This is a genomic window from Gordonia soli NBRC 108243 (genome assembly GCF_000334455.1).
In the GTDB taxonomy this organism is placed as follows: Bacteria; Actinomycetota; Actinomycetes; order Mycobacteriales; family Mycobacteriaceae; genus Gordonia; species Gordonia soli.
In genome coordinates this window covers 324,826-349,949 of the sequence record NZ_BANX01000011.1, presented here as the reverse complement: position 1 = coordinate 349,949, position 25,124 = coordinate 324,826, and the positions used below count along the sequence as shown (strand labels likewise).

The 25,124-nt window shown below is 69.0% G+C and carries 26 protein-coding genes; 15 read left to right on the top strand and 11 right to left on the bottom strand.

Annotation, left to right across the window (positions count from 1 at the left end; translation table 11 throughout):
- The first annotated feature begins 58 nt into the window (after positions 1-58).
- A complete protein-coding gene (locus GS4_RS09280; RefSeq protein ID WP_040509954.1) occupies positions 59-883 on the top strand; it encodes an SDR family oxidoreductase in 825 nt (274 codons plus the stop codon).
- Positions 884-991: 108 nt separating this feature from the next.
- On the opposite strand, the gene GS4_RS09275 is transcribed toward GS4_RS09280, so the two are convergent.
- On the bottom strand, positions 992-1,663 hold the full coding sequence (locus GS4_RS09275) for a copper chaperone PCu(A)C domain-containing protein (RefSeq protein ID WP_245555600.1): 672 nt from the start codon (positions 1,661-1,663) through the stop codon (positions 992-994).
- 377 nt (positions 1,664-2,040) lie between these two features.
- Between GS4_RS09275 and GS4_RS09270 the strand changes: the two genes are divergently transcribed.
- From GS4_RS09270 to rlmB, 5 genes are all read left to right on the top strand, one after another.
- A complete protein-coding gene (locus GS4_RS09270; RefSeq protein WP_007619843.1) occupies positions 2,041-2,529 on the top strand; it encodes a CarD family transcriptional regulator in 489 nt (162 codons plus the stop codon).
- 27 nt (positions 2,530-2,556) lie between these two features.
- Positions 2,557-3,258 (top strand): 2-C-methyl-D-erythritol 4-phosphate cytidylyltransferase, encoded by a 702-nt coding sequence (ispD, locus tag GS4_RS09265; protein WP_007619841.1) that lies wholly within the window; start codon positions 2,557-2,559, stop codon positions 3,256-3,258.
- A gap of 94 nt (positions 3,259-3,352) precedes the next feature.
- Positions 3,353-3,811, top strand: coding sequence for a 2-C-methyl-D-erythritol 2,4-cyclodiphosphate synthase (gene ispF, locus GS4_RS09260; protein ID WP_007619839.1), 459 nt, complete (start codon positions 3,353-3,355; stop codon positions 3,809-3,811).
- A 43-nt stretch (positions 3,812-3,854) separates the two neighbouring features.
- Complete coding sequence (gene cysS, locus GS4_RS09255; RefSeq protein WP_007619837.1) at positions 3,855-5,249, top strand: cysteine--tRNA ligase; 1,395 nt, start codon at positions 3,855-3,857, stop codon at positions 5,247-5,249.
- Positions 5,249-6,214 (top strand): 23S rRNA (guanosine(2251)-2'-O)-methyltransferase RlmB, encoded by a 966-nt coding sequence (gene rlmB / locus GS4_RS09250; protein ID WP_007619835.1) that lies wholly within the window; start codon positions 5,249-5,251, stop codon positions 6,212-6,214. Before cysS ends, rlmB begins: the two co-directional genes overlap by 1 nt.
- 185 nt (positions 6,215-6,399) lie before the next feature.
- Here the strand turns inward: rlmB and GS4_RS09245 are convergent, their stop codons facing one another.
- The 3 genes from GS4_RS09245 to GS4_RS09235 form a co-directional block, all read right to left on the bottom strand.
- Entirely contained in the window at positions 6,400-7,188 is a 789-nt protein-coding gene (locus GS4_RS09245; RefSeq protein ID WP_007619833.1) for a LamB/YcsF family protein, read from the bottom strand.
- A gap of 4 nt (positions 7,189-7,192) precedes the next feature.
- Positions 7,193-7,768 (bottom strand): peptide deformylase, encoded by a 576-nt coding sequence (gene def / locus GS4_RS09240; protein ID WP_007619831.1) that lies wholly within the window; start codon positions 7,766-7,768, stop codon positions 7,193-7,195.
- A gap of 99 nt (positions 7,769-7,867) precedes the next feature.
- The gene (locus GS4_RS09235; protein WP_007619829.1) at positions 7,868-8,581 is read right to left on the bottom strand and encodes a TetR/AcrR family transcriptional regulator; all 714 of its coding nucleotides are present in this window, start codon (positions 8,579-8,581) and stop codon (positions 7,868-7,870) included.
- Positions 8,582-8,844: 263 nt separating this feature from the next.
- On the opposite strand from GS4_RS09235, the gene GS4_RS09230 reads away from it, so the two are divergent.
- From GS4_RS09230 to GS4_RS09220, 3 genes are all read left to right on the top strand, one after another.
- Positions 8,845-10,422: a zinc-binding metallopeptidase family protein gene (locus GS4_RS09230; RefSeq protein WP_007619827.1), complete on the top strand. Its 1,578-nt coding sequence runs from the start codon at positions 8,845-8,847 to the stop codon at positions 10,420-10,422.
- A 58-nt stretch (positions 10,423-10,480) separates the two neighbouring features.
- On the top strand, positions 10,481-11,479 hold the full coding sequence (locus GS4_RS09225; protein WP_040509952.1) for an alpha/beta hydrolase family protein: 999 nt from the start codon (positions 10,481-10,483) through the stop codon (positions 11,477-11,479).
- A 100-nt stretch (positions 11,480-11,579) separates the two neighbouring features.
- Complete coding sequence (locus GS4_RS09220; protein WP_040510061.1) at positions 11,580-13,127, top strand: carboxylesterase/lipase family protein; 1,548 nt, start codon at positions 11,580-11,582, stop codon at positions 13,125-13,127.
- Positions 13,128-13,219: 92 nt separating this feature from the next.
- Here GS4_RS09220 and GS4_RS09215 read toward each other — a convergent pair whose 3' ends face one another.
- Together GS4_RS09215 and GS4_RS25590 are read right to left on the bottom strand one after the other, a co-directional pair.
- Positions 13,220-14,020 (bottom strand): alpha/beta fold hydrolase, encoded by an 801-nt coding sequence (locus GS4_RS09215; RefSeq protein ID WP_007619821.1) that lies wholly within the window; start codon positions 14,018-14,020, stop codon positions 13,220-13,222.
- Between the two features lie 8 nt (positions 14,021-14,028).
- Positions 14,029-14,172, bottom strand: coding sequence for a hypothetical protein (locus GS4_RS25590; RefSeq protein ID WP_157226559.1), 144 nt, complete (start codon positions 14,170-14,172; stop codon positions 14,029-14,031).
- Positions 14,173-14,202: 30 nt separating this feature from the next.
- Here GS4_RS25590 and GS4_RS09210 point away from each other — a divergent pair, with 30 nt between their 5' ends.
- Positions 14,203-14,784 carry a DUF2599 domain-containing protein gene (locus GS4_RS09210; RefSeq protein ID WP_245555599.1) on the top strand — a complete coding sequence of 194 codons (582 nt, stop codon included), beginning with the start codon at positions 14,203-14,205 and terminating at the stop codon, positions 14,782-14,784.
- Positions 14,785-14,853: 69 nt separating this feature from the next.
- Here GS4_RS09210 and GS4_RS09205 read toward each other — a convergent pair whose 3' ends face one another.
- The 3 genes from GS4_RS09205 to GS4_RS09195 are packed head-to-tail and all read right to left on the bottom strand — an operon-like array spanning position 14,854 to position 17,565.
- Positions 14,854-15,741: a metal ABC transporter permease gene (locus GS4_RS09205; RefSeq protein WP_007619817.1), complete on the bottom strand. Its 888-nt coding sequence runs from the start codon at positions 15,739-15,741 to the stop codon at positions 14,854-14,856.
- Entirely contained in the window at positions 15,738-16,580 is an 843-nt protein-coding gene (locus tag GS4_RS09200; RefSeq protein WP_007619815.1) for a metal ABC transporter ATP-binding protein, read from the bottom strand. Before GS4_RS09200 ends, GS4_RS09205 begins: the two co-directional genes overlap by 4 nt.
- Positions 16,570-17,565: a metal ABC transporter solute-binding protein, Zn/Mn family gene (locus tag GS4_RS09195; protein ID WP_007619813.1), complete on the bottom strand. Its 996-nt coding sequence runs from the start codon at positions 17,563-17,565 to the stop codon at positions 16,570-16,572. The genes GS4_RS09200 and GS4_RS09195 overlap by 11 nt, the downstream gene beginning before the upstream one ends.
- 308 nt (positions 17,566-17,873) lie before the next feature.
- Between GS4_RS09195 and GS4_RS09190 the strand changes: the two genes are divergently transcribed.
- Positions 17,874-18,785 (top strand): SGNH/GDSL hydrolase family protein, encoded by a 912-nt coding sequence (locus GS4_RS09190; RefSeq protein ID WP_007619811.1) that lies wholly within the window; start codon positions 17,874-17,876, stop codon positions 18,783-18,785.
- 4 nt (positions 18,786-18,789) lie between these two features.
- Here the strand turns inward: GS4_RS09190 and GS4_RS09185 are convergent, their stop codons facing one another.
- Both GS4_RS09185 and GS4_RS09180 read right to left on the bottom strand, forming a co-directional pair.
- Positions 18,790-19,398 (bottom strand): TetR/AcrR family transcriptional regulator, encoded by a 609-nt coding sequence (locus GS4_RS09185; RefSeq protein ID WP_007619810.1) that lies wholly within the window; start codon positions 19,396-19,398, stop codon positions 18,790-18,792.
- A complete protein-coding gene (locus tag GS4_RS09180) occupies positions 19,391-20,641 on the bottom strand; it encodes a cytochrome P450 (protein ID WP_051989674.1) in 1,251 nt (416 codons plus the stop codon). Before GS4_RS09180 ends, GS4_RS09185 begins: the two co-directional genes overlap by 8 nt.
- Positions 20,642-20,740: 99 nt before the next feature.
- Between GS4_RS09180 and mshA the strand changes: the two genes are divergently transcribed.
- The 4 genes from mshA (at position 20,741) to GS4_RS09160 (ending at position 25,081) form a co-directional block, all read left to right on the top strand.
- The gene (gene mshA, locus GS4_RS09175) at positions 20,741-22,084 is read left to right on the top strand and encodes a D-inositol-3-phosphate glycosyltransferase (protein ID WP_007619808.1); all 1,344 of its coding nucleotides are present in this window, start codon (positions 20,741-20,743) and stop codon (positions 22,082-22,084) included.
- The gene (locus GS4_RS09170) at positions 22,081-22,719 is read left to right on the top strand and encodes a type III secretion system chaperone family protein (RefSeq protein WP_007619807.1); all 639 of its coding nucleotides are present in this window, start codon (positions 22,081-22,083) and stop codon (positions 22,717-22,719) included. The genes mshA and GS4_RS09170 overlap by 4 nt, the downstream gene beginning before the upstream one ends.
- Before the next feature lie 198 nt (positions 22,720-22,917).
- Positions 22,918-24,525 (top strand): AMP-binding protein, encoded by a 1,608-nt coding sequence (locus GS4_RS09165; protein WP_007619805.1) that lies wholly within the window; start codon positions 22,918-22,920, stop codon positions 24,523-24,525.
- Positions 24,526-24,604: 79 nt separating this feature from the next.
- Entirely contained in the window at positions 24,605-25,081 is a 477-nt protein-coding gene (locus tag GS4_RS09160) for a DinB family protein (protein WP_007619804.1), read from the top strand.
- Positions 25,082-25,124: the final 43 nt, after the last annotated feature.

Here is a 25,124-nt window from a genome sequence, read left to right as displayed (position 1 = left end):
GTCGAGAGGGTCGCACGGGACCCGTCGGCAGAATTGGAACACGTTCTAGTATTCCGGCATGGACATGTCAGGGAAATCGACAATGGTGACCGGGGGCGGCAGTGGAATCGGCGCCGGGATCGCCGAGATCCTCGCTGATCGCGGTGCGGTGGTGACGATCGTCGGGAGGACGAGGGAACGGCTCGAGGAGGTGGCCTCCCGACTGACGTCACAGGGAGGAAGGGTGCACGTTCAGGTGGCCGACGTGACGGATGAGGACCAGGTGGCCGATGCGGTTGCGGCGGCGACAGCTCACGGTGGCCGGCTGGACGGTGTCGTGGCGTGTGCCGGCGGGAGCGAGACCATCGGTCCGATCACCCAGACCGACACCGCGGCCTGGAAGCGGACCGTCGACCTCAACGTGAACGGCACGATGTTCACGCTCAAACACGGCGCACGCGAGCTCGTCCGGGGCGGCGGTGGCTCCTTCGTGGCCATCTCCTCGATCGCGGCCAGCAACACCCATCGCTGGTTCGGCGCCTACGGCGTGACCAAGTCGGCGGTCGACCATCTGGTTGCCCTCGGGGCCGACGAGCTCGGTCCGAGTGGAGTGCGCGTCAACGGGATCCGGCCGGGTCTGATCCGGACCGACCTGGTGGCGCCGGTGCTGTCGGATGCCGTCCTGAGTGAGGACTACCGGGTGTCGACGCCACTGCCGCGGGTGGGCGACGTCGCCGACGTCGGACGTCTGGCCGCATTCCTGCTCGGGGACGAATCGAGCTGGATCACCGGTCAGGTCATCAACGTCGACGGCGGCCAGATGCTGCGACGCGGACCGGACTTCGGCTCGATGCTGGAACCGCTGTTCGGTGCCGACGGTCTACGTGGGGTGGTCACCAACTGACCCGTTCGATCAGGTTCCGGCCGCATCGTCGATGCGTCGGACAGCAGAACGCCCCGCCGGCACCTGGGTGCGCGCGGGGCGTTCGTGGGTCGGTTGGTCGGCGACGGCTCAGTGGCCGCCCGACTCCTCGCCTTCGTGCTGATCGGCCGGGTCCTCGGCCTGGCGGATCTTGTCCTGCCGGATCATGCGAGCACCCGCGTCGATGGGGGTGTCGACCCGCACCGTGCCGCTCTCGGCGAACGTGAAGTCGAGTCGCGTGGTCAGGCCGGGAGCGACGGTCTTACCGGCGTCGGACAGCGTGACCGTGATGCGGCGCTCGGTGGCGTCGGCCGGTGCGTCCTCCGGGATCAGCAGACCGGCGGGGGTACCCGCACGCAATGCCTTGCCTGCCGGGATGTCGGTGGCGCCGTCGATGCGGACGGTGCCGCGCGACGGGGTGATGCGCACGAGCCGCTCGTTGACCAGCTGGCTCTCGTTGCTGATCACGAAGGACAGCTCGAACGGACCGCCGTCGCCGAAGACCTCGTCGGCCCGTTGCGCGGGGTAGACGATCAGGACGTCGCGCAGCTTCAGCGGTCCGAGGAAGGCGCTCGCGCCGTTGACGGCCGGCAGCTGGTTGGCGGTCTGCGAGATCTGGCCCGCTCCGCAGCCGGCGGTCCCGAGGACCACGGCGGCACTGACGGCCGCGACCGCGGTCGCCGTGGTGAATCGCCGAGCACGGCCCGGGCGTCCGTCGGTGGCCTTGCGAAGCCCCGACCGCCACACGTTTTGTGGAAGCACTGACACCCGTTCCTCCAAGGTCGTCCAAAGGTTCTCGACGTCGGTACCCGCCGGTGGCGGTGGAGCCCGCCACGGTAGGAACCTGCGCACTACGCAGCGTAGTGGGCCGGGCGCGGAAAAGTCCCCCCGGGTCGCGGATTGATGCCGTAACCGGTGTCGCGCAGCCGGTATAGGCCGACGGCACGGTCGCGTCGCGGTCGCCGGGAGCGGTGTTCCCGACAGCTGTGAGCGGAGGTCTTGACGGGTTGCGACGGGGCCTGCTACGGCGCCGCCCTCAGCAGGTCGAACGATCGATCTAGGGCCGTGACCTGCACCGTTGGGTGCGCCCTCTCGGACGTCCGTGCTAGACTGGGGCTACTCGAAAGGGGCACGGAACATTGAATTTCAAAGTTGGCGACACCGTTGTCTACCCACATCACGGTGCTGCACGGGTCGAGGACATCGTGACCCGGACCATCAAGGGTGAGCAGATCGAATACCTCGTCCTCAAGGTCACCGACGGTGACATGACTGTTCAGATCCCCTCGACGAAGCTCGAATACGTCGGTGTTCGCGACGTGGTCGGCCAGGAAGGCCTCGCGGAGGTGTTCGAGGTGCTCCGCGCACCGCACACCGAGGAGCCCACCAACTGGGCCCGGCGCTTCAAGGCCAATCAGGAGAAGCTGATCTCCGGTGACATCATCAAGGTCGCCGAGATCGTTCGCGACCTGTGGCGTCGCGAGCAGGACCGCGGTCTGTCCGCAGGCGAGAAGCGCATGCTCACCCGTGCGCGTCGTGTGCTGGTCGACGAGCTGTCGCTCGCCCAGAGCACCGACAACGAGAAGGCGACCAGCATTCTCGATGAGGTTCTGGCCGCCGCGTCCTGACGTGGTGACCGACGGACCGGCGTCTGCATGACGACGGGTGTCATCGTCCCGGCTGCCGGCTCCGGTGTACGGCTCGGCGAACCCGTTCCCAAGGCCTTCGTCGACCTCGACGGTCGGAGCATCCTCGAGGTCTGTCTGGCCGGCATCGCCGCCACCGACCTGATCGATCAGGTCGTGGTCGTGGTGCCGGCCGAACTGTGCGATCACGTCGCACGGGCCGCACCCGGGGCGACAGTGGTCGTCGGCGGGGTCGAGCGGACCGATTCGGTCCGGGCCGGACTCGCGGCACTCCGCGACGACGTCGACGTGGTGCTCGTGCACGACGCGGCTCGTCCGCTCACCCCGGTGTCGGTGTTCCGACGAGTCGTCGACGCCGTGCGCGCCGGGTCGCCCGCGGTCATCCCGGGAATCCCGGTCGTCGACACCCTGAAGTCGGTCACCTCATCTGCTGACGCATCGCTGGAGCAGGTCGACGGCACCGTCGATCGCGACGGTGTGCGTGCCGTCCAGACCCCACAGGGTTTCGATCGCACCGCGCTCGTCCGTGCCTATGCGGAGGCCGGCGACATCGCCACCGACGACGCCGGCCTTGCCGAACGCGCAGGCATCCCGGTCCACGTGGTCGCCGGTGACCCGCTCGCACTGAAGATCACCACTCCGTGGGACCTGCGGATCGCGCGCTCAGTACTGGCCGACCCGGCCGGGCGCACCCTGGAGACCCGCGCATGACGGACTGTCGCGCGATGCCGCTCGGCAGGATCTCGTTGGAGGCGACGTCACCCGAAACCCGGCCACGCCGGACCATGACAACCGAGAGGGCTCGATGAGGATCGGGATCGGTTCCGACGCACATCCGGTCGACCCCGACGCCGACTGTTGGATTGTCGGGCTGTACTTCCCGGACACGGCAGGCTGCGCGGGGCACTCCGACGGAGACGTCGGTGCACACGCTCTCTGCGACGCGGTGTTGTCCGCCGCGGGGCTCGGCGACGTGGGGTCGGTCTTCGGCACCGGCCGACCCGAATGGGAGGGCGTCTCGGGGACGGCGATGCTCGCGCACGTGGCCGGTCTGGTCCGCGATGCGGGACACACCGTCGTCAACGGCGCCGTCCAGGTGGTCGGGAACCGACCACGGATCGGTCCGCGGCGCGAGGAGGCGCAGCAGGTGCTCTCCGAAGCGCTGGGCGCACCCGTCTCGGTGTCGGCGACCACCACCGACGGATTGGGTATGACCGGACGAGGCGAGGGCATCGCCGCCATCGCCACTGCTCTGCTGGACTGAGGCGGCGTAACCAGAGGGTTCCCGCCAGGTAGGATTGCACGTCGTGACCTTGCGCCTGTATGACACCGCTGCCCGAGAGGTGCGCGACTTCGAGCCGCTGCTCCCCGGCGTCGCATCGGTGTACCTGTGTGGCGCGACGGTTCAGGGTGTCCCGCACATCGGCCACGTCCGCAGCGGCATCGCCTTCGACATCCTCCGGCGGTGGCTCGCGCACAGCGGTCTCGACGTGCTGTTCGTCCGCAACGTGACCGACATCGACGACAAGATCCTGCGCAAGGCCGCCGACGCCGACCGACCGTGGTGGGAGTGGGCGGCGACCCACGAGCGTGAGTTCTCCTCCGCCTATGACGCACTCGGGGTGCTGCCGCCGTCGGCGGAGCCGCGCGCGACCGGGTTCATCACGCAGATGGTCGAGTACATGGAGCGGCTGATCGAGCGCGGTCACGCCTACACCGCCGACGGAAACGTCTACTTCGACGTGCGCAGCCTGCCCGACTACGGTGCGTTGTCGGGGCACAAACTCGACGACGTGCACCAGGGTGAGAGTGCCGGCACCGGCAAACGCGACCCGCGCGACTTCACCCTCTGGAAGGCGGCCAAGTCCGGCGAGCCGTCGTGGCCGACCCCCTGGGGTGCAGGACGGCCCGGCTGGCACCTGGAATGCTCCGCGATGGCTACGTCGCTGCTCGGGTCGGAATTCGACATCCACTGCGGCGGAATGGATCTCATCTTTCCTCATCACGAGAACGAGATCGCGCAGAGTCACGGTGCCGGCGACGGCTTCGCCCGGTACTGGCTGCACAACGGCTGGGTCACCATGGGTGGCGAGAAGATGAGCAAGTCGTTGGGCAACGTCGTGTCGATCCCGGCGATGCTGTCGCGCGTGCGTGCGGTCGAACTGCGCTACTACCTGGGCAGCGCGCACTACCGGTCGATGCTGGAGTACTCCGACGGCGCGCTCGCCGAGGCGGCAGCTGGTTATCGGCGTATCGAGTCGTTCCTGGAGCGGGTCTCGTCGCGCGTCGGAGAAGTCGTGATCGGCGAGGTGGAGCCGGAGTTCGCCATCGCGCTCGACGACGACCTCGGGGTACCCGCCGGATTGGCCGCCATCCACAACGCGCTGCGACGCGGCAACACCGAACTCGAGTCGGGCGAACATGATTCGGCGCTCGCGACGGCGTCGTCGATCCGCGCGATGACCGCGATCCTGGGTGTCGACCCGCTCGATGCGCGCTGGACCCGCGGCGACAGTGACGACGCCGCGGCGACCGGGGCGCTGGACGTGCTGGTGCGCGCCGAGCTGGCGCGCCGCGCCCAGGCCCGGTCCGACAAGGACTGGGCCACTGCCGATTCTGTTCGAGATCGTCTGTCGGAGGCGGGGATCGAGGTCACCGACACCCCCGACGGCGCCGAGTGGTCGTTGAAGGGACAGTCCTGATGGCCGGTAATTCCCGACGCAAGGGAGCGATCCGCAAGTCGGGCTCCAAGAAGGGGCAGACCGTCGGCTCCGGCGGTCAGCGTCGTCGCGGGCTCGAGGCCCGTGGCGCCACTCCGAAGGCGGCCGATCGCTCGTACCACCCCGCGCACAAGCGGGCGAAGGCAGCGGCGAAATCGTCGGCTGCCGGCTCCGGTGGCCGAGGCGGCGCACGTCAGCGCAAGGACGACGGGCCCGAGCACGTGCTCGGCCGCAACCCGGTACTCGAGTGCCTCCGGGCCGGCGTCCCCGCCACCGCGCTCTACCTGGTGGCGAACTCCGAGCCCGACGACCGCGTCGCCGAGGCGGCGCAGATCGCCGGCGACAACGGCATCGCGATCCTCGAGGTCGGCAAGCACGAGCTGGATCGGATGTCGGCGAACGGGCTCCACCAGGGCATCGCCCTCCAGGTGCCCGAGTACTCCTACGCCCATCCCGACGACCTGATGCGAGACGCCATCGACAGCGGGACCCCGCCGTTGCTGGTCGCACTGGACAACATCACCGATCCCCGCAACCTGGGTGCGGTGATCCGGTCGGTCGCGGCGTTCGGCGGACACGGCGTGCTGATCCCGCAGCGGCGCAGCGCCAGCGTGACCGCAGTCGCCTGGCGTACGAGTGCCGGTGCCGCGGCGCGACTCCCGGTTGCGCAGGCCACCAACATGACTCGCACCTTGAAGGACTGGGCCGCGTCGGGTGCCCAGCTCGTCGGACTGGATGCCGACGGTGACGTGACGCTCGACGACTACGACGGCACCGGGCCCACCGTGATCGTGGTGGGTTCCGAGGGCAAGGGCCTGTCGCGGTTGGTCCGTGAGAACTGTGACTCGATCCTGTCGATCCCGATGGCCGGCGACGTCGAGAGCCTCAACGCGTCGGTCGCGGCCGGAGTCGTCCTGGCGGAGTTCTCCCGACAGCGGCGCGCCTGAGTTCTGCTCCGGGTCTGGTGACCACGATCTGCCGTCCAGCGGGTTGTCGTGTGCAATATCCACGCGATGGCGTGCTGGAGAGCAGTTTGTGGTCGGCGGGCAGGACAGGGGCGCCGCGGATTCCGGATTTTTGACACCTGAGCGGGTCGGGCTGTGGCCATTCCCGACCGAGACCCGCTGACGTGTCAGGAATCCGACCGCCCACCCGACCGTCCGCCGCGCCGAACACCCCGGACCGACACCCCGGCCTCGTCCAACGCTCGACGGACGGCACGCGCGTGCTCGACGGCGCCGGGGGTGTCGCCGTGTAGACAGATCGACTCCGCGTCGACGACGACTTCGGATCCGTCGATCGCGACGACCCGACCGTCGGAAACCATCCGGACGACCCGCCCAGCGATCTCCTCGCTGTCGGACAGCACGGCGCCGGCTTCGTTGCGCGGCACCAGACTCCCGTCTGCACGGTAGGCGCGGTCGGCGAAAGCTTCGGTGATCGTGGGCATTCCGGCGTCGCGCGCCAGTCGCAACGCAGCCGATCCCGGCAGTCCCATCAACGGGAGGTCGCCGCCGACCAGACCGACGGCCTCGACGACCGCAGCGGCCTGCCCCTCATGGGTGACGATGCTGTTGTACAGCGCCCCATGAGGTTTCACATACGACACCGTGGTGCCGACGGCGCGGGCGATGCCCTCGAGTGCACCGATCTGGTAGACGATGTCGGCGACGAGATCAGCGGGTGCGACATCTATGAAGCGCCGCCCGAACCCGGCGAGGTCGGGGTAAGAGACCTGCGCGCCGACCCGGACCCCGGCGTCGGCCGCCGCCCGACAGGTCTCCAGCAGCAGAGTCGGCGTGCCGGCATGGAATCCGCAGGCAACGTTCGCGCTGGTGACCAACTCCAGCATCGATGCGTCGTCGCCGACGCCTTCACCGAGGTCGGCGTTGAGGTCGATGATCTCCTCGGATGCGTTCACGCGGTCAGCGCTTCGGGGAGACCGGCCAGTCGTCGGCGTACCGGTCGGCGATGTCGTCGTGCGTGCGATGTAGTGCCTTGCGGGCACGCGCCGACAGTCGGTCGCCGAAGACCACCCCGTTCAGGTGATCGGTCTCGTGCTGGAAACACCGCCCGAGGATGCCGCCCGCGGTCAACTCGACCGGCTCGCCGAACTGGTCGAGACCCCGGCAGGTGGAGACGTCGGGACGGGCGAGTTCGCTGTAGGCGCCGGGCAACGAGAGGCATCCCTCGGAGCGCGACTCCAGCCGGCGATCGCGGCCCTCGGGCAGCTCGACCTCGGGATTGCAGACGACGCCGGTGCGCCGGGCGCCGACCTCGTCGGTGCAGTCGTAGACGAACACGGCCAGATCCACGCCGACCTGGGGTGCGGCGAGACCGGCGCCGTCGGCCGCGGTGTTGGTCGCGAACATGTCGGCGAGCAGCGCCTGCAGCTCCGGCCCGAAGTCGGTGACCGGGGATGCGGGCCGGTGCATGACCGGCTGACCCCATCGGACGATCGGGCGCGCCGCACCCATTCGCAACAACTCCGACACCGGCATGGTCTCCGACCTCCCAATCGACCCTCGAATCGCTGCCCACAGCCTGCCCGAGCGGTGGGATCGGCGCAACGACGCCCGGCGCAACGACGGGGCGCCGGGTCATGCGTCGAGCAGGCGCAGGAGCCAGCGCGAGAGTTCGGGAACCGATTCGAGGAGGTCGACGGGTTCGGTCGTCTCGAGCGCGTCCGAGGTCAGTTGGCGAACCGCGTACACGACACCGAGATACGCCGACGGTGGGAGGGGTGTGCCGCCTGCCCGACCGGTGTCGATGAGGTGCCGGTGATGGGCGGCGAGGGTGTCGGCGAACAACTGCAGCGCCTGGCGGCGGCGATCCCGCGCCGGCGCACCCATCGCATCGATCTCGACCTGGAAGGCGCGGCCGACGATGGGGTCGTCCTGCATCGGCTCGAGATAGGCGCGCAGGCAGGAGTCGACGAACTCGGCGAGGCCCTGGTCGGGGTCGAGTCGTGCGGCGATGTTCGCGAGCAGTACGTCGATGAAACGGGCGTAGGCCGCCAAGGCGCAACTCTGCTTGTCGGCGAAGGACCGATAGAAGGCCACCCGGGATACCTGTGCCCGTTCCACGATGTCCCCGACGCTGGTCGCGGTGTATCCACGCGCGGCGACCAATTCGGTCAGCGCGATGAGTAGGCGCTCGTTCTGCGCCGCGTCGACCTGCTCGCGTGGGACGTTGTGGCGTCCACGCGGCAGCGGTGTCGGCGGATGGAAGAACAGCCCGGGTACGACGGCCCCTGGAGCATCCGTCGGTCGGGGAGGATTCTCGCCTCCGGCGTCTCCGACGCTGATCGACATGATCGGATCTCCGGGTCTCTCGCGAGGCGTGCGCGGTGGGCGTCGATGACGACGTGAAGCTATCACGATGACCGCCCCGACCTCGTGAACTGCGGAGACCGCGAATCGATCGATACGGACGCAGGAGGGCCGCCGTCGATCTATAAAAGTACGCTCTTGTTTTTCATTCATGAGCGGGGCTACATTCATCCGGTCTTCATGAGCTACATCACGTCGAGCCGGCCATCTGGGACCCGAGCCTCGGCGCCGAGGGGGAGTGCTCCATGTCCGAACAGGTCGACATCTCAGAACAGGTCGATCCGACCGCGCCGCAGCGCCGTGGGGTGAGTAGACGTCGGTTGCTCCAGGCCGCCGGAGTCGGGCTCGCCGGTGCGGCCCTCTGGTCGCCGACGTCGTCGGCCGGCGCCTCGCCACCGGGCCTTCCGCGCGGGCTGTCCGTTGACGACATCTGGGATCGCAACCTGGAACTCGCCGATCACGGGCCGCGGTTGACCGGGAACCCGGCACACCGACGGTTCATCGACTCTCTCGCCGCTGACCTGGACCGGATCGGTCTGCACGTCCACCGCGACCGCCTGACCTTCGACCGGTGGGATCCGATGCGGTGGGAACTCGCCGTCGACGGTCTGCCGGTGCCGCTCGCCTTCTACTACCCGTACTCGGGTGTGACCGGTCCCGACGGCGTCACCACCGACCTGCAGTATCTCGGCGTGCTGGGGCAGTTCGGTGCGTGGGAGCCGGCGCGGGGCAAGATCGCCGTCGTCGAGGTCCCGGTGCTGCCGATCCCGATCACCGTCGGCTACCGCGCATCGGGGCGGTATCCGTCCGACGCGCAGCCGCCGGACCCGATCGCGTATCTGCCGAGCGTCTCCGATGCCGTCGGTGCGCCGACTCTCGAGGGCGCGGTCAGGGCAGGTGTGTGCGGGGTGATCTGCATCCGCACCGGCATCAGCGATGGGTTGGCAGCCGATCAGTACGCGCCGTTCACCACCGGATACCAGGGGTGCCCTGCCGTGTGGGTCGGTCCGGCCCAGGCCGAGCGGGTCCGGGCATCGGCGCGACGCGGGGCGTCGGCACGGTTGGTGATGCACGCTCGTCGGGCACTCGGGGCCGCGACGGAGACGATCTTCGCCGTCCTCCCCGGTGCGAACCCCGCCGAGACGGTCATCGTCAACACCCACACCGACGGCCCCAACGTCGCCGAGGAGAACGGCGGGATCGGTCTGATCTCACTGGCGCGGCAGTTCGCGCAGGTGCCGATCAGCCGACGACGGCGGACCCTCGTCTTCGTGTTCGTCACGGGTCACTTCCAACTCCCGCAGTTCGAGACCGAGGTCGGCAACGGCGTCGGCACCATGCAGGCGTCGAGTCGGTGGATGCGGATGCACCCCGAGTGGTGGGACGGGAAGGGATCGCACCGGAAAGCCGTTGCGGCACTGACCCTCGAGCATCTCGGATGTCGCGAGTGGCTCGACGACGCGGGGCATCGACGCTACGCGCCGACCGGCCGGCCCGAGGTCGGCTGGTGCTACACCACCACCCCCGCGATGCGCTCGATCTACCTCGCCGGGGCCCGTGGCACCGCCAACGAGCGGACCTTCACCTGTGATCCGTTGCCCGCCCTGTACTTCGGCGAGGGCGCGCCGTTCTACAAGAGCGGGATCGCCACGATGTCGTTGATCCCGTCGCAGACGTATCTGACGGCTGCACCGGCCGACGGGGCGATCGAGAAGCTCGACAAGAACCTGATGGCCGGGCAGATCGAGACCTTCGCCAACGCCATCCGAGCCCTCGATCAGAAGACGGCCAGACAGATCGGTACGCCGATCCTGCCGATCTGACCCGACCACCACCCGAACGGAAGTCGCCGCCATGCCCCGCCTCACTCACCGACTCTGCATGACTCACCGATTCTGCATCGCGGTCCTCGCGCTCGTGACGGCGGTCGCCGCACTTGGCCACACCGCCGTCGCCGATGCTGCACCACGAGCCACGGTCGTCGACGAAACGAGATCCCTGACCGGTCCCTACCGAACGGCGCAGACGCTGGACGCGGGCGCGTGCACCTCGCTCTACGGCACGATCGCCAACGGACTCGTCCATGTGTTCGGCAACACCTACTCGAATCTGAAGTGTTCACAGACGTTCCCGAACGGTCTGGCCAGCCCGGCCGGCGTCGCGCTCTACTATCCGACGAACACTCCGTCGGATCGTCGACTGCCCGTGGTGATCTGGACGGGCGGAATACTCTCCGAACCCGGCAACTACGACCGCGCCGCGAAGATGTTGGCCAGCAACGGTTACGTGGTCGCGATCCCGTACGACTTCGTGAATTCCTTCGCCTACCTGCCGCTGATCGCCGCGGCGGCGGTGTCGAGAGCGAACTCCGACGCGCGGTCCGCGCTACACGATCGGGTCGACCTCGGGCATGTAGCCATTGCCGGACACTCCGCAGGGGGAGCGGCGACCCAGCAGGCCATCGGTCTGCCGACCGGGATCTGGCGACTGATCGACCCGCAGTTGCGTGTGCGGAGCGCAGTCGCCGTGGAGGCGGGCCCGGTGGCCATCGGGGTGACCGCGACGGTGCCGACCCTCTACCTCACCGGATACAACGACGTGGTCGTGCCGCACTACCTGTGGGCCCGGTGGACGCAGTACGAGCTCACCACCCGAGTGCCGGCCTACCTCCTGTGCGCGCGTGGCACCGGCCATTTCACGCCCACCGACGACCCGGAGCACAACCCACTCGCGCCGATCATGCTCAGCTGGCTGGATCACACACTCCGGGACGACCCGGATGCGGGCGCCGAGTTCGTCGGCCCGCGATGGCGTCAACGCGGCAACCCCGACCTGGTGTACGCCCTGCGCAACCGTGCCGCGGCGTCGTTGACGCGATGATCGTCGACACGACACAGGACCAGATGTACGGCGTCGGCCGATGGGCATCGGATCTCCGACACGGTGGGCCGCGCAGACCGGGTGGTCTACCGTGGCAACCATGACATCGATCGATAGCACGGTCGTCACCGCCGACGGCCGCGTCCAGGGGGTGCGCGGCAAGCGCCTGCGCAGGGGCACGATCAGCTGGAAGGGCATCCCCTTCGCGGCGCCGCCGGTCGGAGCTCTTCGCTTCCGCGCCCCGCAGCCGGTGCAGCCGTGGCCGGGGATCCGTCCCTGTCGGGAGTACGGCAAGGCCGCGATCCAGGAGAAGCGGTTCACGGCGGTCGCGCCGGGCAGATTCCACCCGACCGGTGAGGACTGCCTCACGCTCAACGTGTTCTCGCCCGACCGCCCGTCGTCGACTCCTCGTCCGGTCCTGGTCTTCGTCCACGGTGGCGCGTACATCCTCGGCACCACCGCGACCCCGCTCTACGACGGGGCGTTCCTGGCGCGCGACCAGGACGTCGTCGTCGTGACCGTGCAGTATCGGTTCGGACCGTTCGGCTACCTCGACCTGCGCGGCTATTCCGGCGACGGACGGGATTTCGATGCGAACCTCGGTCTTCGTGACAAGATCGCATCGCTGCAGTGGGTCCAGCGGAACATCGCTGCGTTCGGCGGCGACCCCGACAACGTGACAGTGTTCGGCGAGAGCGCCGGCGGGTCCGCGGTGACCGCGTTGCTGACCACTCCGGATTCGAAGGGGTTGTTCGCCAAGGCCATCGCCGAGAGCCCGGCCGCCGAGCTGGTGGTCTCACCCGACAACGCGCGGCACTACGCCGACGAGTTCGTCCGTCTGCTCGCCGATCCCGCCCGTCGTGCGCGGCCCGGCGACGGCGCCGAGGCGATCGACGGCGAGACCGCCCGACGGGTTCTCACGTCGGCGTCTCCCGCCGAGATCCTGCGCGCGGGAAACCGACTCATGGGCTACGCGCGGAAAGCCGAGCTGGGCGATCCCATCCCGTTCGGGCCGGTCGTCGACGACGACGTGCTGCCGATCGCCCCGCTCGAGGCGGCGCTGCAGGGACGGACACATCCGGTGCCGCTGGTGCTGGGCAGCAACCGCGACGAAGGCAACCTCTTCGCCAAGTTCTGGGATGTCCTGCCCGACTCCGAGAAGGCTCTCGTCGGCATCGACGACGCCGACACCCGGGCCGCGATCGCGGAGCTCTATCAGGGTGGCGACCGCGATCTCATCCAGCTCTCCGGCGACGCCACCTTCTGGGCCCCGACGGTCTCCTTCGCCGACGGCCACAGCACGGTCGCACCGACGTACCTCTACCGCTACGACTTCCACACCAGGGTCCTGAAGGCGGCGGGACTCGGGGCGACCCACGCGACCGAGTTGTTCGCGGTGTTCGGCGCATTCCGGGCGCCGGTGGGAGCCGGACTGGCAGTGGGTGATTGGCGCGCCACCGGTCGGGTGACCGACGACGTCCAGGGACGCTGGGGCGACTTCGCACGCACGAGCGTGCCCGGTCGGGGCTGGCCGGCCTACGACGCCGACGAGCGTCGCGTGCTGATCATCGACGACCCGAACCGGGTGGAGTCCGATCCGGACGGCACCCGTCGCGAAGCGTGGCGCCGCGCCCACGCGCCTGCCTGACGCGGAGTTCGGGTACGGGCCTCGACCCACATCAGGACCGGGCCCATCAGCACCGGCACATCGGGACCGGCACATCAGGAGCGGGGCGCCGCTCAGGGCAGCCAGCGTCGCGGCGGATCCAGGGCCAGGAACGACAGCACCAGAGGGTTGAACAGCTCGGGTGCTTCCACCGGAAGGATGTGCGTACCCGGCAGCACGGCCAGGCGTCCCGCCGGCAGATTGCGGACCAGCTCGACGCTGTGCTCGAGACGCACGACGTCGTGGTCACCCTGGACGACCAGCGTCGGTGCAGTGATCCCGGACAACCCGCGCAGGTCGTAGTCGGGGGCGCGAGCGATCAGCGCGAGTTCTTTGTCGAGGACCACGTCGAAGTGGTCGGCGCCATCGGGGGAGTTGGTCGCGTAGTCGGCACGGAGTACGTCGACTGTGTGCGGATCGCGCCGTCGCAGCAGCTCCGAGAACTCGTCCGCCTCTCGCCCGGCCTGGTTGTAGAACTGGCCGAACACCACCATCCGGTTCACGAGGTCGGGTCGCCGGTAAGCGACCAGCAGTGCCACCACCGACCCGTCGCTCCATCCGACGAGATGGGCCGGGCCGCCGACGACCCCGTCGAGATAGGCGATCAGCTCGTCGGCCATCGACTCGTAGGTGAACGGTTCCGGACCGTCGGGGGAGTGCCCGTGCCCACTCCGTTCCGGGACGTACAGCCGGAGACCGCCACCGAGGAAGTCGGGGATCTGTGCACCCCAGGTGGCTGCGGATGCGAAGGCGCCGTGGAGCAGGACCGTCGGCGGCCCCGACGGTTCGCCGTCGACGAAGTGCCAGATCGGTCGCCCCGCGACATCGACGTATGTGCCGCCGTCGACCACATCACCCACGCGGACGCCGTGCATCGACGTGCTCATCGACGACCGGAGGAGTCGGCGCCCCGACCGTCGACAGCGGGTGCGGAGCGACGGTCCCGTCCGACGGCGGAGGGCTCGGTGCCATCGCTGTGCCGCACGTCGGCGACGTGAGCTGCGGCGGACCGGACGGCGTTGGCCATGGCGCTATGGTCCCAGACATGGTCCGGTCGATGGGGAACAGTTGGAACTCGATAGCGCAACGAGTGCCGCGACGGGTGGTGGTGGTGGTGGCGGTCGTCGTCGGGGCTATGACCTTCCTCGCGGGATGTTCGGAGTCGGTGCCGAGTTCGTCGGGGCCGACCGCCGTGTCGAGTGCGGCACCGACCTCCGCATCGGGTGCAGCCGGGCCGGATCAGCCCGGGTGGTCCGACACCGAGGACGCCGAGGCTGCTGACAGCACCGAGGGCGCCGCGACCAGCGGGAGACCCACGGCCGACCCGTATCCCCCGCCCTACATCGACCATGTGACCTGGGCCGACACCGCCGTCGGGAGGAGTCTGCAGGTCACGCCGACTCCCAACGGACGGTCGTCGACGGCCGATGGCGGCGCGGCCGAGGCCTGGCGCGAGGTCGTCGCGAAGGACCCGACCGCGGACACGCCGGGTATGCAGGCGCAGTTCGACTGTCACTGGAACTTCGCCCGCGCGGTCGACCCCGGCAAGCCGAGTTGGAACCTCGAACCGTCCCGACCGGTGGTCACCGAACAGGTGATGATCCAGACTCGATGCAACCCCGGCGGCCCCGAGGAGTGAGCCGTGCCCGACGGTCGGTGTGAGCCAGATCAGCGCGTGACGGGCCAGATCAGCGCGTGACGGTGTCGATCAGCGCGTGACGACGGTCCGACGGCTGCCCACCCAGCGGCACACCAGGTAGATCACGAACGAGATGGTGGTGACGAACACCGACACCGGCAGCTTGGGCGCCAACGACAGCAGCAATCCGCCGACCGCTGCGACCTCCGCGAACACCACCGACAACCCGATCACGACCGTCGGGTTGGACGAGAGTCGGGCAGCGGCCGCACCCGGCGTGATCATCAGCGACATGACCAGCAGGGCGCCGATGATCTGCACCCCCTGCGCGCAGGCCAGGCCCATCAGCAGTGCGAACACGATCGACAGAGCCTTCAGCGGCACCCCCTGCGCCTCGGCGACGCGGGGATCGACCGACGAGAACAGCAGCGGTCGATAGATCACCGCCAGCACGCCGAGGACGATCGCGGTGGTGATGGCGATGGCGGTGAGACCTTGGACGCCCACGCTGACGACCTGGCCGGTGAGCAAGGCGAACCCCGTGCCGACGCGCCCGTAGAGCGCCAGGAAGAGCACGCCGAGGCCGAGGCCGAAGGCCATGACGACACCGATCACCGAATCGCGTTCGCGGGCCTTGTTACCCAGGAACCCGAACACGCCGGCCGCGATCACAGCGCCCAGGACGCCGCCGATGTTGACGCTGAACCCGATCAACAGCGCTGCGGCCGCGCCGGTCACCGACAGTTCGCTGACACCGTGCACGGCGAAGGACATCTGCCGCGCGACGATGAGGGGCGCGAGGACGCCGCCGAGCAGGCCGAGCAGGGCCAGCGCGAGGATGGCCTGCCAGACGAACTCGTACTGGAGGAGTTTCGCCGTCTCGCCGAGATCCCACAGGTCGCTGAACCGCCGATCGGCCGCGAGCGAGATCACCGACGGCGTGGTCGAACCGATCACGGGGCGATCTCCTCGACGGTGGCGTCGACACAGTGGTGGACGGCGTCCTCGCCGCCGATCACCACCAGGCGGTCGTTGACCCGGATGACCTCGACATCACTGCCGTACAGCTCCGACAGGGTCGCCGTGGTCATCACCTCGTCGGGTGTGCCGATCCGGAACCGGCCGCCGACGAGGTAGAGGACCTTGTCGACGACGGGCAGGACCGGGTTGATCTCGTGGGTGACGAAGACGATCGACGTGCCTGCCGAGCGGCGGCGGGCATCGATCAGGTCGACCACCCGTCGCTGGTTCGTCGGATCGAGGCTGGCGAGCGGTTCGTCGCAGAGCAGGAGCTCGGGATCGCCGGTGAGGGCCTGCGCGACCCGCAGTCGCTGTTGCTCCCCACCGGAGAGCACGCCGACCGGAGCGTCGGCGAACGCGGTCGCGTCGACCTGCGCGAGCGCGTGGTCGACGAGCTCACGGCGCCGACGACGGCCGCGGATGCCGAGCCCCCAGCGGCGTCCGTCCACGCCGAAGCCGACCAGATCGCGACCGCGTACGGCCATCGGGTCGGCGTCGTCGGCATGCTGTTGCGGGATGTACCCGATGGCGTCGGTGACCTGCAGCGTTCCGCCGGTCAACGCGTACTGGCCCAAGAGGCAGCGCAGGAAAGAGGTCTTGCCGGAGCCGTTGGGGCCGAGTACCGCGACGAACTCGCCGCGGCCGATGCTCAGGTCGAGCTCATCCCAGAGCACACGGCCACCGAACGCCAGGCGGGCATGGTCGAACACCGCGACCGGCGCCGACGAGGTGGCCTTGTCGGCGCCGGTCCCGGGATCGGTCGGATCAGCGGGCATTGCCGGACGCGGTGAGCGCGCCGCTCAACGCGTCGATCTGCTTGGACTGCCAGTCGATGTAGGACGTGACACCGGTGGGCAGGGTCTCGGTGAACTCCACGACCGGAACGTTGGCAGATTTTGCGAGCGCCAGCAACGCCTCGGTCACCGGGTCGACGGCCTGCGTGTTGTAGACGAAGGTCTTCGCGGTCCTGGTGCGCAGCAGGTCCTCCATGGCCGCGCGGTCGGCGGCGGACGGTGACTGACCACCCTCGACGGCCTCGGTGAAGCCGGCAGGCGCGACGTCTTTCAGCCCGGCCTCGGTCAGCATGTAGCCGGCGAGCGGCTCGGTCTGGGCGACGTCGGTGCCGTTGTGGGCGCGCTTGATCTGGGCGAGCTTGGCGCGGAGCCCGTCGATCTGCTCGGTGAACTTCTTGGCGTTGTCGCGGAAGAACTGCGCGTTGTCGGGCGACTTCTCGGCCAGCGCGTCGGCGACCTTGTCGGCGACCTGGCCCACGACGACGAGGTCGTAGAAGACGTGCTCGTTGGTCTCACCGTGGTTGTGTGCGTGGCCCTCGCCCGACTCGGCGTGGTCATCAGCGTGCTCGCTCTCGGAGCCGTGCTCCGCGGCGTGCTCGTGCTCGTCATCGGAGAGCAGGTCGAAGGCGTTGACGACCGTTGCGCCATCGGCCTTGGGGGCGTCCTCGAGGTAGGAGTCGTAGTGGCCGCCGTTGATGAGGACCACCTGGGCGTCGGCAGCTTTCGCCGTGTCCGACGCCGACGGCTCGAACTCGTGGGGGTCGCCCTCGGACGATGTGTAGAGCGCGGTGACGTCCGCCTTGTCGCCGGCGACTGCCGATGCGACCGAGGCCCACACGTCGGTGGACGTGACGACGGTCGGGGTTCCGTCGGTGGAGCCGCCGCCGGAACAGCCGGCGAGCGCGAGGGTCGCGGTCGAGGCCAGACCCACAAGGGCAAGGGTGAGACGAGTGCGGGGCGGCCTCATCGGCGGACTCCTTTGAATAATGACAACCGTTACCGAGAAGAGCGTAGACGAGCCCGTCGGTGCGGAGCCAATCCCGGGGTGATCGCTCGATCCGAGAACACGCCGATCGGTGCGTCCACCGGAGGACCACCTGCGGCGGGAGCACGGGACGACGACACGTAACGACCGACCGCGCACCGGCGATCTGACTGGTGGCGTGCAGCTCTCACGCCGGTGACCGCATGCACGCAGGGGGATCAGATGTCTGTCACACCACTGCGATCGGCGCGTGGCCGGTGATGCGGAGCCGACTGTGTGAGACTTCCCTCGTGAAAGCCATCGGCACCCGACGGATCGTCGTCGTGCTGGCCTCGATGGCCGTACTCGTCGCGCTCGTCGGATCGGTCGTCGCGCTCGTCGGCGGCGGTGGCGAACAGGCACGAGAGGCAGCGCCCGCGCCCGTGCAGCCCCGACACCTGAAGTACGTCGCACTGGGCAGCTCGTACGCGGCCGGACCGGGCTCCTCGCCGCTCGCCGACCGTCGGTGCCTGCGGACCGCGGACAACTACCCGCATCAGGTCGCGGCCGCCCGACACTTCCGGCTGGCCGACGCCAGTTGCTCGGGCGCGACCACCGCGAACATCCTCTCGGTCCCGCAACTCCCGGCAGCTCGGGCCCCGCAGATCGACGCCGTCACCCCCGACACTGGACTGGTCACCATCACCATCGGCGGCAACGACATCTCCTACGTCGGTCGGGTGGCGGCACACAGCTGTCGCAACCAGATCGCGGCCCGCTCGGTGGCGATCCACGGCTGCCCGCCCGCGCGGGCCCGGCCGGAGCCGACGTCGGGCGACTATGTCGCTGTTCAGAACTCGCTGGTCGCAGTCGTCGAAGCCGTACGTGCCCGCGCCCCGCGCGCGACCATCGTGCTCGTCGACTATCCGCCGCTGATCGATCCGAGCGGGCCCCGGTGTGGGGCACTCGGACTCTCGACCGCCGAGACCGCCGAGACGGTGCGGATCTACGACCGTCTCGTCGCGGTGACCGCCACGGCGGCCCGAGAGTCCCGCGCCTTGCTGGTCACGGTCTCCAAGAGCGGTGCAGCGCATACGGTCTGCTCGTCGAGTCCATGGCTGTACGGCGCGCAGCCGCCGGCGCCGTTCCACCTGAACCCGCGCGGCAAGGCGGGGGTGGCGCGTCTAGTCCTGGACGCCCTGCGGCGCAGCGACGGTCGCTGACCGCTCAGCCGGCCCGACCGTCCGGCAACACGACCGGCAGCACGAACCGCTCGATCATCGCCCGCTCGTCGGCGGCATCGGTTCCCGGGGTCGACAGCAGCGAGAGGATCACCCGGACGAGCCACCGTGCTCGCGTGACGCGGTCCGCCTCGCTGCCGTCCGGGGCGATCTCGCGTAGGAACCCGGTCGCGATGGCCTCGATACCCGGTGACAGCACTGCGATCTGGGCCGCATCGCCGGACGCGTCGGGCGTGAACCAGGCGGCCAGGGCCGGATGGTCGCGCACCCCGGACACCGCCGCGGAGATCGCACGGATCAGTCGGTCGCCGGGGGTGCCCGGGCCGTGGAGATCGTCGGCGATGGCGGCTCCGAGCGTGAGTGCGGCGCGTTCGACGTACGCGGCCAGCACCTCGGACTTGTTGGGGAAGTAGCGGTAGAGGGTGGCGCGCGAGCAGCCGACCGCCCCCGCGAGCCCACGCATCGTGACCGCCGCCACCCCGTCGGTCACGAAGAGATCTGCGGCGACGTCGAGGATCTTCTCCCGCGCGAGGTCGGTGCGATCGGAGGCCAGCCAGTCCGGGGGCCGCCGACGCGCCGTGTCGCGATCAGGCATGGAAGGGGACATGGATCGGACGGCGGACGTAATTTCCTTCTGCCCAGCGGATTCCGTCGACGTCCACCGAGAATTCGGGATGTCGGGCGAGGAGTTCGGTCAAGGTGACGCGGGCCTGCATCCGCGCTGCCGCGGCACCCAGGCAATGGTGGTTGCCATGGCTGAAGCTGAGGATCTGACGAGGCCTGCGCGTCACGTCGAGCTCCTCGGCGTCGTCGCCGAACGCACGTGGATCGCGGTTGGCCGCGCCGTAGCAGAGCAGCACCTTACGACCGGCCGGGATCGTGACCGGGCCGTCGGGGGTGTCGGGATAGGTGGCGTCGCGAGTGGTCGTCCGCGCCAGGCCCTGCACCGGGGAGGTGAGGCGCAGCAGTTCGTCGACAGCCGGCCCGATCGCGTCCGGATCGTTGACCAGCATGCGACGCTGAGCCGGGTTCTGGTGCAGCAGTGCGACGCTCCCGCCGAGCATGCCGGTGGTGGTGTCGTTGCCGCCGGCGACCATCGTGAAGGTGAAGGCCAGGATCGACAGGAGGCCGTGCGGATTCTCGGGGTCGTCGGCGAGGCCGGCGGAGACGAGCTGCGAGACCGTGTCGTTGCCCGGGTTGCGGCGTCGGTACTCCACCAGCTCCGCGAAGTAGGCCAGCATCTCCATCGTCGCGGCTCCGGCCGACTCGCCGGCCGCTGCCACGCCGCCGACGCCCGAGGTCGCACCGACGATCGCCTCGGTCCACCCGTCGAACCGGTCGCGATCGGACTCCGGCACGCCCAGATAGTGCGCGACCACCATACTCGGCAACGGCTTGAAGAGTGTGCCGACGATGTCGCCACCAGAGGTGAAGGTGTTGTCGGACAGGCGCTCTCGGACGAACTCTCGCACCACCGGCTCGACCTCGACCACCTGTCGGGGCGTGAACCCGCGCGCGACCAGCTTGCGGAAGGCGGTGTGCGACGGCGGGTCCTGCATCACCATCGGCGGGTGGTCGGCCATCCCGATGGCCTCGAGTTCGCCATAGGTGACCGTGAGGCCCTGCGCCGAAGAGAACGTCTCCGGGTCGTCGGCGGCCGCGATGACGTCGGCGTGTCGGGACAGCACCCAGTAGTCACCGTCGGGGTCGTCGACGCGGTGCACCGGCGCGTGGTCCCGTAACGCCCGGTACATCGCGAAGGGATCCCGCCATGTCTGTCCGCTGCGCAACTCGAAACGGGGCAGTTCGGATCGGGGAGCAGACACTGTCGCTGTCATGTATCGAGAGTGAGACAGAATGGCAATAGTGTCAACCCCTGCGTAGCGACATGTCGGACGGCGACGATCCGCTCACGGCGATTTCTCTAAGGTGGGGGGATGACCTCCCAGCCGATGCCGCGGCGGATCGCGCTCATCTCGGTGCACACGTCACCGCTTGCGCAGCCGGGGACCGGGGATGCCGGCGGGATGAACGTCTACGTCTCGCAGACCGCCCGACGGCTCGCCGCGCGCGGCGTCGAGGTGGAGATCTTCACCAGGGCCACGTCGTCGTCGGATGCCCCGGTCGTCGCGGCGGCCCCGGGGGTGACCGTGCGCAACGTGGTGGCCGGTCCGTTCGAGGGTCTCGACAAACAGGACCTTCCGGCCCAGCTGTGCGCATTCACCGCGGGCGTACTGCGCGCGGAGGCGATGCACTCGCCCGGTTACTACGACCTGATCCACTCGCACTACTGGTTGTCCGGCCAGGTCGGCTGGCTGGCCCGCGACCGATGGGGTGTACCGCTGGTGCACACCGCGCACACGCTCGCCGCGGTGAAGAACGCAGCGTTGGCCGACGGCGACACCGCCGAGCCGCGACTGCGGGTGATCGGGGAACAGCAGGTCGTCGACGAAGCCGATCGACTGGTCGCCAACACCGATACCGAGGCCGGTGAGTTGGTGTCGATGTACAGCGCCGACCCGGGTCGGATCGACGTGGTCACCCCCGGCGCGGATCTCGACTGCTACACGCCTGGCGCACAGGAGGAGGCGCGGCGCGTCCTCGGCCTCGATCCCGACGAGACCGTGCTGACCTTCGTCGGCCGCATCCAGCCGCTCAAGGCCCCCGACATCCTGCTGTCGGCAGCGGCCCCGTTGATCGCGCGGGCACGCGAGTCCGGACGTCGGCTGCGGGTGCTGGTCGTCGGCGGACCGTCGGGAACCGGGCTCGCCCGTCCCACCGCGCTGATCGACCTCGCCGCCGAACTCGGGATCACCGACGCAGTGACCTTTCTGCCCCCGCAGCACCACGACCGACTCGCCTTCGTCTATCGGGCGTCGGATCTGGTTGCAGTGCCCAGCTATTCGGAGAGTTTCGGCCTGGTGGCCATCGAGGCCCAGGCCTGCGGGACGCCGGTGGTCGCCGCTGATGTCGGTGGCTTGGGTGTGGCCGTGGACAACGGTCGCACCGGACTGCTGGTGCCGGGGCACGCCGTCGCCGACTGGACCACCGCGCTGGAGAAGATGCTCGCCCAGCCCGACCAACTGCGTGCGATGGGGCGAGACGCCCGACGCCACGCCGAACAGTTCTCCTGGGAGCACACCGCGTCCCAGTTGTTGTCCAGCTACTCGCGGGCACTGCAGTCCCACGCCGCCCAGGGTGGGACCGCGTCCGGTGCGCAGGCACTCGGACGCCGTGCGGCCCGCCGGTGGCGCCGCCGTCGAACGAGGATGAACGTGTGAGCCGAACCGCGACCGTCGAACTGCTCGAGACCACCCTCACCGAACGCGAGATCGAGTTCAGCCGCAAGGACTCCGGCGGTTCCGAGGCCGACCACCTCATCCTCGAACTGCCCGGCGAACGGAAGCTGAAGACGACGGTCCTGCTGACCGTCGGGCAGCACGGCGTGCGCGTCGAGGCCTTCGTCTGCCGGCGGCCGGACGAGAACCACGAGGGCGTGTACCGCTTTCTCCTCAAACGCAATCGGCGTCTGTACGGCGTCGCGTACACCATCGACAACACCGGCGACATCTACCTGGTCGGGCGCATCGCCGGCGACGTACTGACCGCCGAGGAGATCGACCGCATCCTCGGCCAGGTCCTCGAGGCCGCCGACGGCGACTTCAACACCCTTCTCGAGATCGGCTTCTACACCTCGATCCGGCGGGAATGGGCCTGGCGGGTGTCGCGCGGAGAATCGCTGCGCAACCTGCTGGCCTTCGAGCACCTCATCGACAAGGAGTCGCTGCCCGAGCCGGGGCGGCCCTTACCCGGCGAGAAGCGTCCCGACACCAGCGTCGCCGATGTCGGCGAGCCAGGGGAGTCGGGGGAGTCGGCGACCGCAGGTGCGGACGGGGCGAGCGACGATCCGCAGTGAGGGTTCCGCAGTGACGGATCCACACAAGCGGAGCCGCGGGGCGGGCGGTCGCGCCGGGTTGAGTTCCCGGTTTCGACGACTCCGCGGCGGGCCCGTCGACGAGTACGACAGAATCGGACGATGCGGACAGAGGTCCACATCACATCGTGGCAATGACTGTTGCTACGATTTGGCCGCAAACACACCAGCGGAGGTGCCATGAGCTTCACGAGTCCATTTCCCGATGTCGAGATCCCCGATGTGTCGGTCTACGAGTTCCTGTTCGGTTCGATCTCCGATGCGGACCTCGACCGCGTGGCGCTGGTCGACCCCAAGTCGGGTGCGGAGACCGATTACCGGCAGTTGATCGGGCAGATCGACGCCGCCGCGGGTGCGTTGGCAGCGCGCGGCATCGGGGTCGGCGACGTGGTCGGTGTGCTGTCGCCGAACATCCCGGCGTTCGCTACGGTCTTCCACGGCATCCTGCGTGCCGGTGGCACCGCGACGACGATCAATGCGCTGTTCACCGCGCCGGAGATCGCCAAGCAGCTCACCGACTCGGGCGCGAAGATCCTCGTGACCATCTCGCTGTTCGCCGAGCAGGCCGCGGCCGCCGCGCAGCAGGTCGGCATCAGCGACGAGAACCTGATCATCCTGGACGGTGAAGGTCAGGAGAAGACCGGTCGGCCGAACGCGGTCGATCTGCTGGGTGCCGGATTGTCGGCCCCCGATGTCAGCTTCGACCCGGCGACCCACATCGCCGCGCTGCCCTACAGCTCGGGAACCACCGGCAACCCGAAGGGCGTGGCCCTGAGCCATCGCAACCTGGTTGCCAACGTCGCGCAGATCAAGCCGCTGCAGGGCATGACCCCCGACGACGTCGTGATCGCGGTGCTGCCGTTCTTCCACATCTACGGCATGACGGTGCTGCTCAACGCTGCGCTGTACAACCGGGCGCGCCTGGTCATCATGCCGAAGTTCGACCTGGTCGAGTTCCTGGAGAACATCCAGACCTACAAGGTCACCAACGCCTACATCGCGCCGCCGGTGGCGGTCGCGCTGGCCAAGCATCCCATCGTCGACAACTACGATCTCTCGTCGCTGCACACGATGATGTCGGGTGCGGCGCCACTCGACGACGAGCTCGGCAAGGCCGTCGCCAAGCGTCTGGACCTGCACATGCTGCAGGGATACGGCATGAGCGAACTGTCGCCGGTCAGCCACCTGATCCCGTTCGACACCCAGGCCGCCCTCGGTCGCGAGGATCCGCCGCTGTCGTCGACCGGTTGGGCCATCCCGAACTCGGAGAACAAGCTCGTCGACCCGGCCACCGGGAACGAGGTCGAGCTCCCGGCCGAGGGATTGTCGGAGCCGGGTGAGCTGTGGGTGAAGGGTCCGAACGTGATGGTCGGGTACCTGAACAACGAGCAGGCCACCGCCGACACGATCGACGCCGACGGGTTCTTGCACACCGGTGACCTGGCGCAGGTCGACGCCGAGGGCGTGGTCTACATCGTCGACCGCCTCAAGGAGCTCATCAAGTACAAGGGCTACCAGGTGCCGCCGGCCGAGCTGGAGGCGCTGCTGCTGACGCATCCGAAGATCGCCGACACCGCGGTCATCGGCGTGGTCGAGGCCGAGACCGGCGAGGAGATCCCGAAGGCCTTTGTGGTCGCCCAGGCCGACGCCGAGCTGACCGCGGACGAGGTCATCGAGTTCGTCGCGGGTCAGGTCGCGCCGCACAAGAAGGTGCGCGCCGTCGAGTTCATCGAGCAGATCCCGAAGTCGGCGTCGGGCAAGATCCTGCGTAAGGATCTGCGCAAGTAACATGGCCGAATCCGTAGCGCGGACACGCGGTTTCCGCGTGTCCGCGCTACGAAAACGGTAGTTGTCGGGAGGAGTTGCGATGGCACGTCGGCGACGCGACACCCCGCCGCCGCGCACCGGGGCAAGCGAGATCGAGGTGTTGCGCGGCTTCCTCGACTACCTACGGACGTCGATGGCCGGCAAGGTCGACGGCGCGCCGGAGCCCGACGTCCGTTCCGCGATGGTTCCGTCGGGCACCAACCTTCTCGGCTTGCTCACCCATCTGACCGCGGTGGAGCGTTCCATCTTTCTCGGCGAGCGCATCTCCAGTTGGCCCGCGACCTTCCGGGCGCCGGATGACCTGACGGTGGAGGCAGCCCTCCATGACTATCGCGAGGTCGTGGACCGCGCGAACCGCGTCCTGGACGACAGCGACGATCTCGCCGACCAGGTACCGGGTCGCGACGACGGACCGAGCGTGCGATGGGCGCTGACGCACATGATCGAGGAGACCGGTCGGCACGCCGGCCACGCCGACATACTGCGCGAGCTCATCGACGGTGCCACCGGCCGCTAGTGCCCGATCCGTGGTGTGGAGCGACTTCGCACGTCGTTCGGTT

What these genes read in the sequence shown, in the direction of transcription:
- GS4_RS09280 (WP_040509954.1), top strand. Translation starts at nt 59, where the DNA reads ATGGACATGTCAGGGAAATCGACAATGGTGACCGGGGGCGGCAGTGGA.
- ispD (WP_007619841.1), top strand. Translation starts at nt 2,557, where the DNA reads ATGACGACGGGTGTCATCGTCCCGGCTGCCGGCTCCGGTGTACGGCTC.
- ispF (WP_007619839.1), top strand. Translation starts at nt 3,353, where the DNA reads ATGAGGATCGGGATCGGTTCCGACGCACATCCGGTCGACCCCGACGCC.
- rlmB (WP_007619835.1), top strand. Translation starts at nt 5,249, where the DNA reads ATGGCCGGTAATTCCCGACGCAAGGGAGCGATCCGCAAGTCGGGCTCC.
- def (WP_007619831.1), bottom strand. Translation starts at nt 7,768, where the DNA reads ATGCCGGTGTCGGAGTTGTTGCGAATGGGTGCGGCGCGCCCGATCGTC.
- GS4_RS09235 (WP_007619829.1), bottom strand. Translation starts at nt 8,581, where the DNA reads ATGTCGATCAGCGTCGGAGACGCCGGAGGCGAGAATCCTCCCCGACCG.
- GS4_RS09230 (WP_007619827.1), top strand. Translation starts at nt 8,845, where the DNA reads ATGTCCGAACAGGTCGACATCTCAGAACAGGTCGATCCGACCGCGCCG.
- GS4_RS09225 (WP_040509952.1), top strand. Translation starts at nt 10,481, where the DNA reads ATGACTCACCGATTCTGCATCGCGGTCCTCGCGCTCGTGACGGCGGTC.
- GS4_RS09220 (WP_040510061.1), top strand. Translation starts at nt 11,580, where the DNA reads ATGACATCGATCGATAGCACGGTCGTCACCGCCGACGGCCGCGTCCAG.
- GS4_RS09215 (WP_007619821.1), bottom strand. Translation starts at nt 14,020, where the DNA reads ATGCACGGCGTCCGCGTGGGTGATGTGGTCGACGGCGGCACATACGTC.
- GS4_RS25590 (WP_157226559.1), bottom strand. Translation starts at nt 14,172, where the DNA reads ATGGCCAACGCCGTCCGGTCCGCCGCAGCTCACGTCGCCGACGTGCGG.
- GS4_RS09210 (WP_245555599.1), top strand. Translation starts at nt 14,203, where the DNA reads ATGGGGAACAGTTGGAACTCGATAGCGCAACGAGTGCCGCGACGGGTG.
- GS4_RS09200 (WP_007619815.1), bottom strand. Translation starts at nt 16,580, where the DNA reads ATGCCCGCTGATCCGACCGATCCCGGGACCGGCGCCGACAAGGCCACC.
- GS4_RS09195 (WP_007619813.1), bottom strand. Translation starts at nt 17,565, where the DNA reads ATGAGGCCGCCCCGCACTCGTCTCACCCTTGCCCTTGTGGGTCTGGCC.
- GS4_RS09185 (WP_007619810.1), bottom strand. Translation starts at nt 19,398, where the DNA reads ATGCCTGATCGCGACACGGCGCGTCGGCGGCCCCCGGACTGGCTGGCC.
- GS4_RS09180 (WP_051989674.1), bottom strand. Translation starts at nt 20,641, where the DNA reads ATGACAGCGACAGTGTCTGCTCCCCGATCCGAACTGCCCCGTTTCGAG.
- mshA (WP_007619808.1), top strand. Translation starts at nt 20,741, where the DNA reads ATGACCTCCCAGCCGATGCCGCGGCGGATCGCGCTCATCTCGGTGCAC.
- GS4_RS09165 (WP_007619805.1), top strand. Translation starts at nt 22,918, where the DNA reads ATGAGCTTCACGAGTCCATTTCCCGATGTCGAGATCCCCGATGTGTCG.
- GS4_RS09160 (WP_007619804.1), top strand. Translation starts at nt 24,605, where the DNA reads ATGGCACGTCGGCGACGCGACACCCCGCCGCCGCGCACCGGGGCAAGC.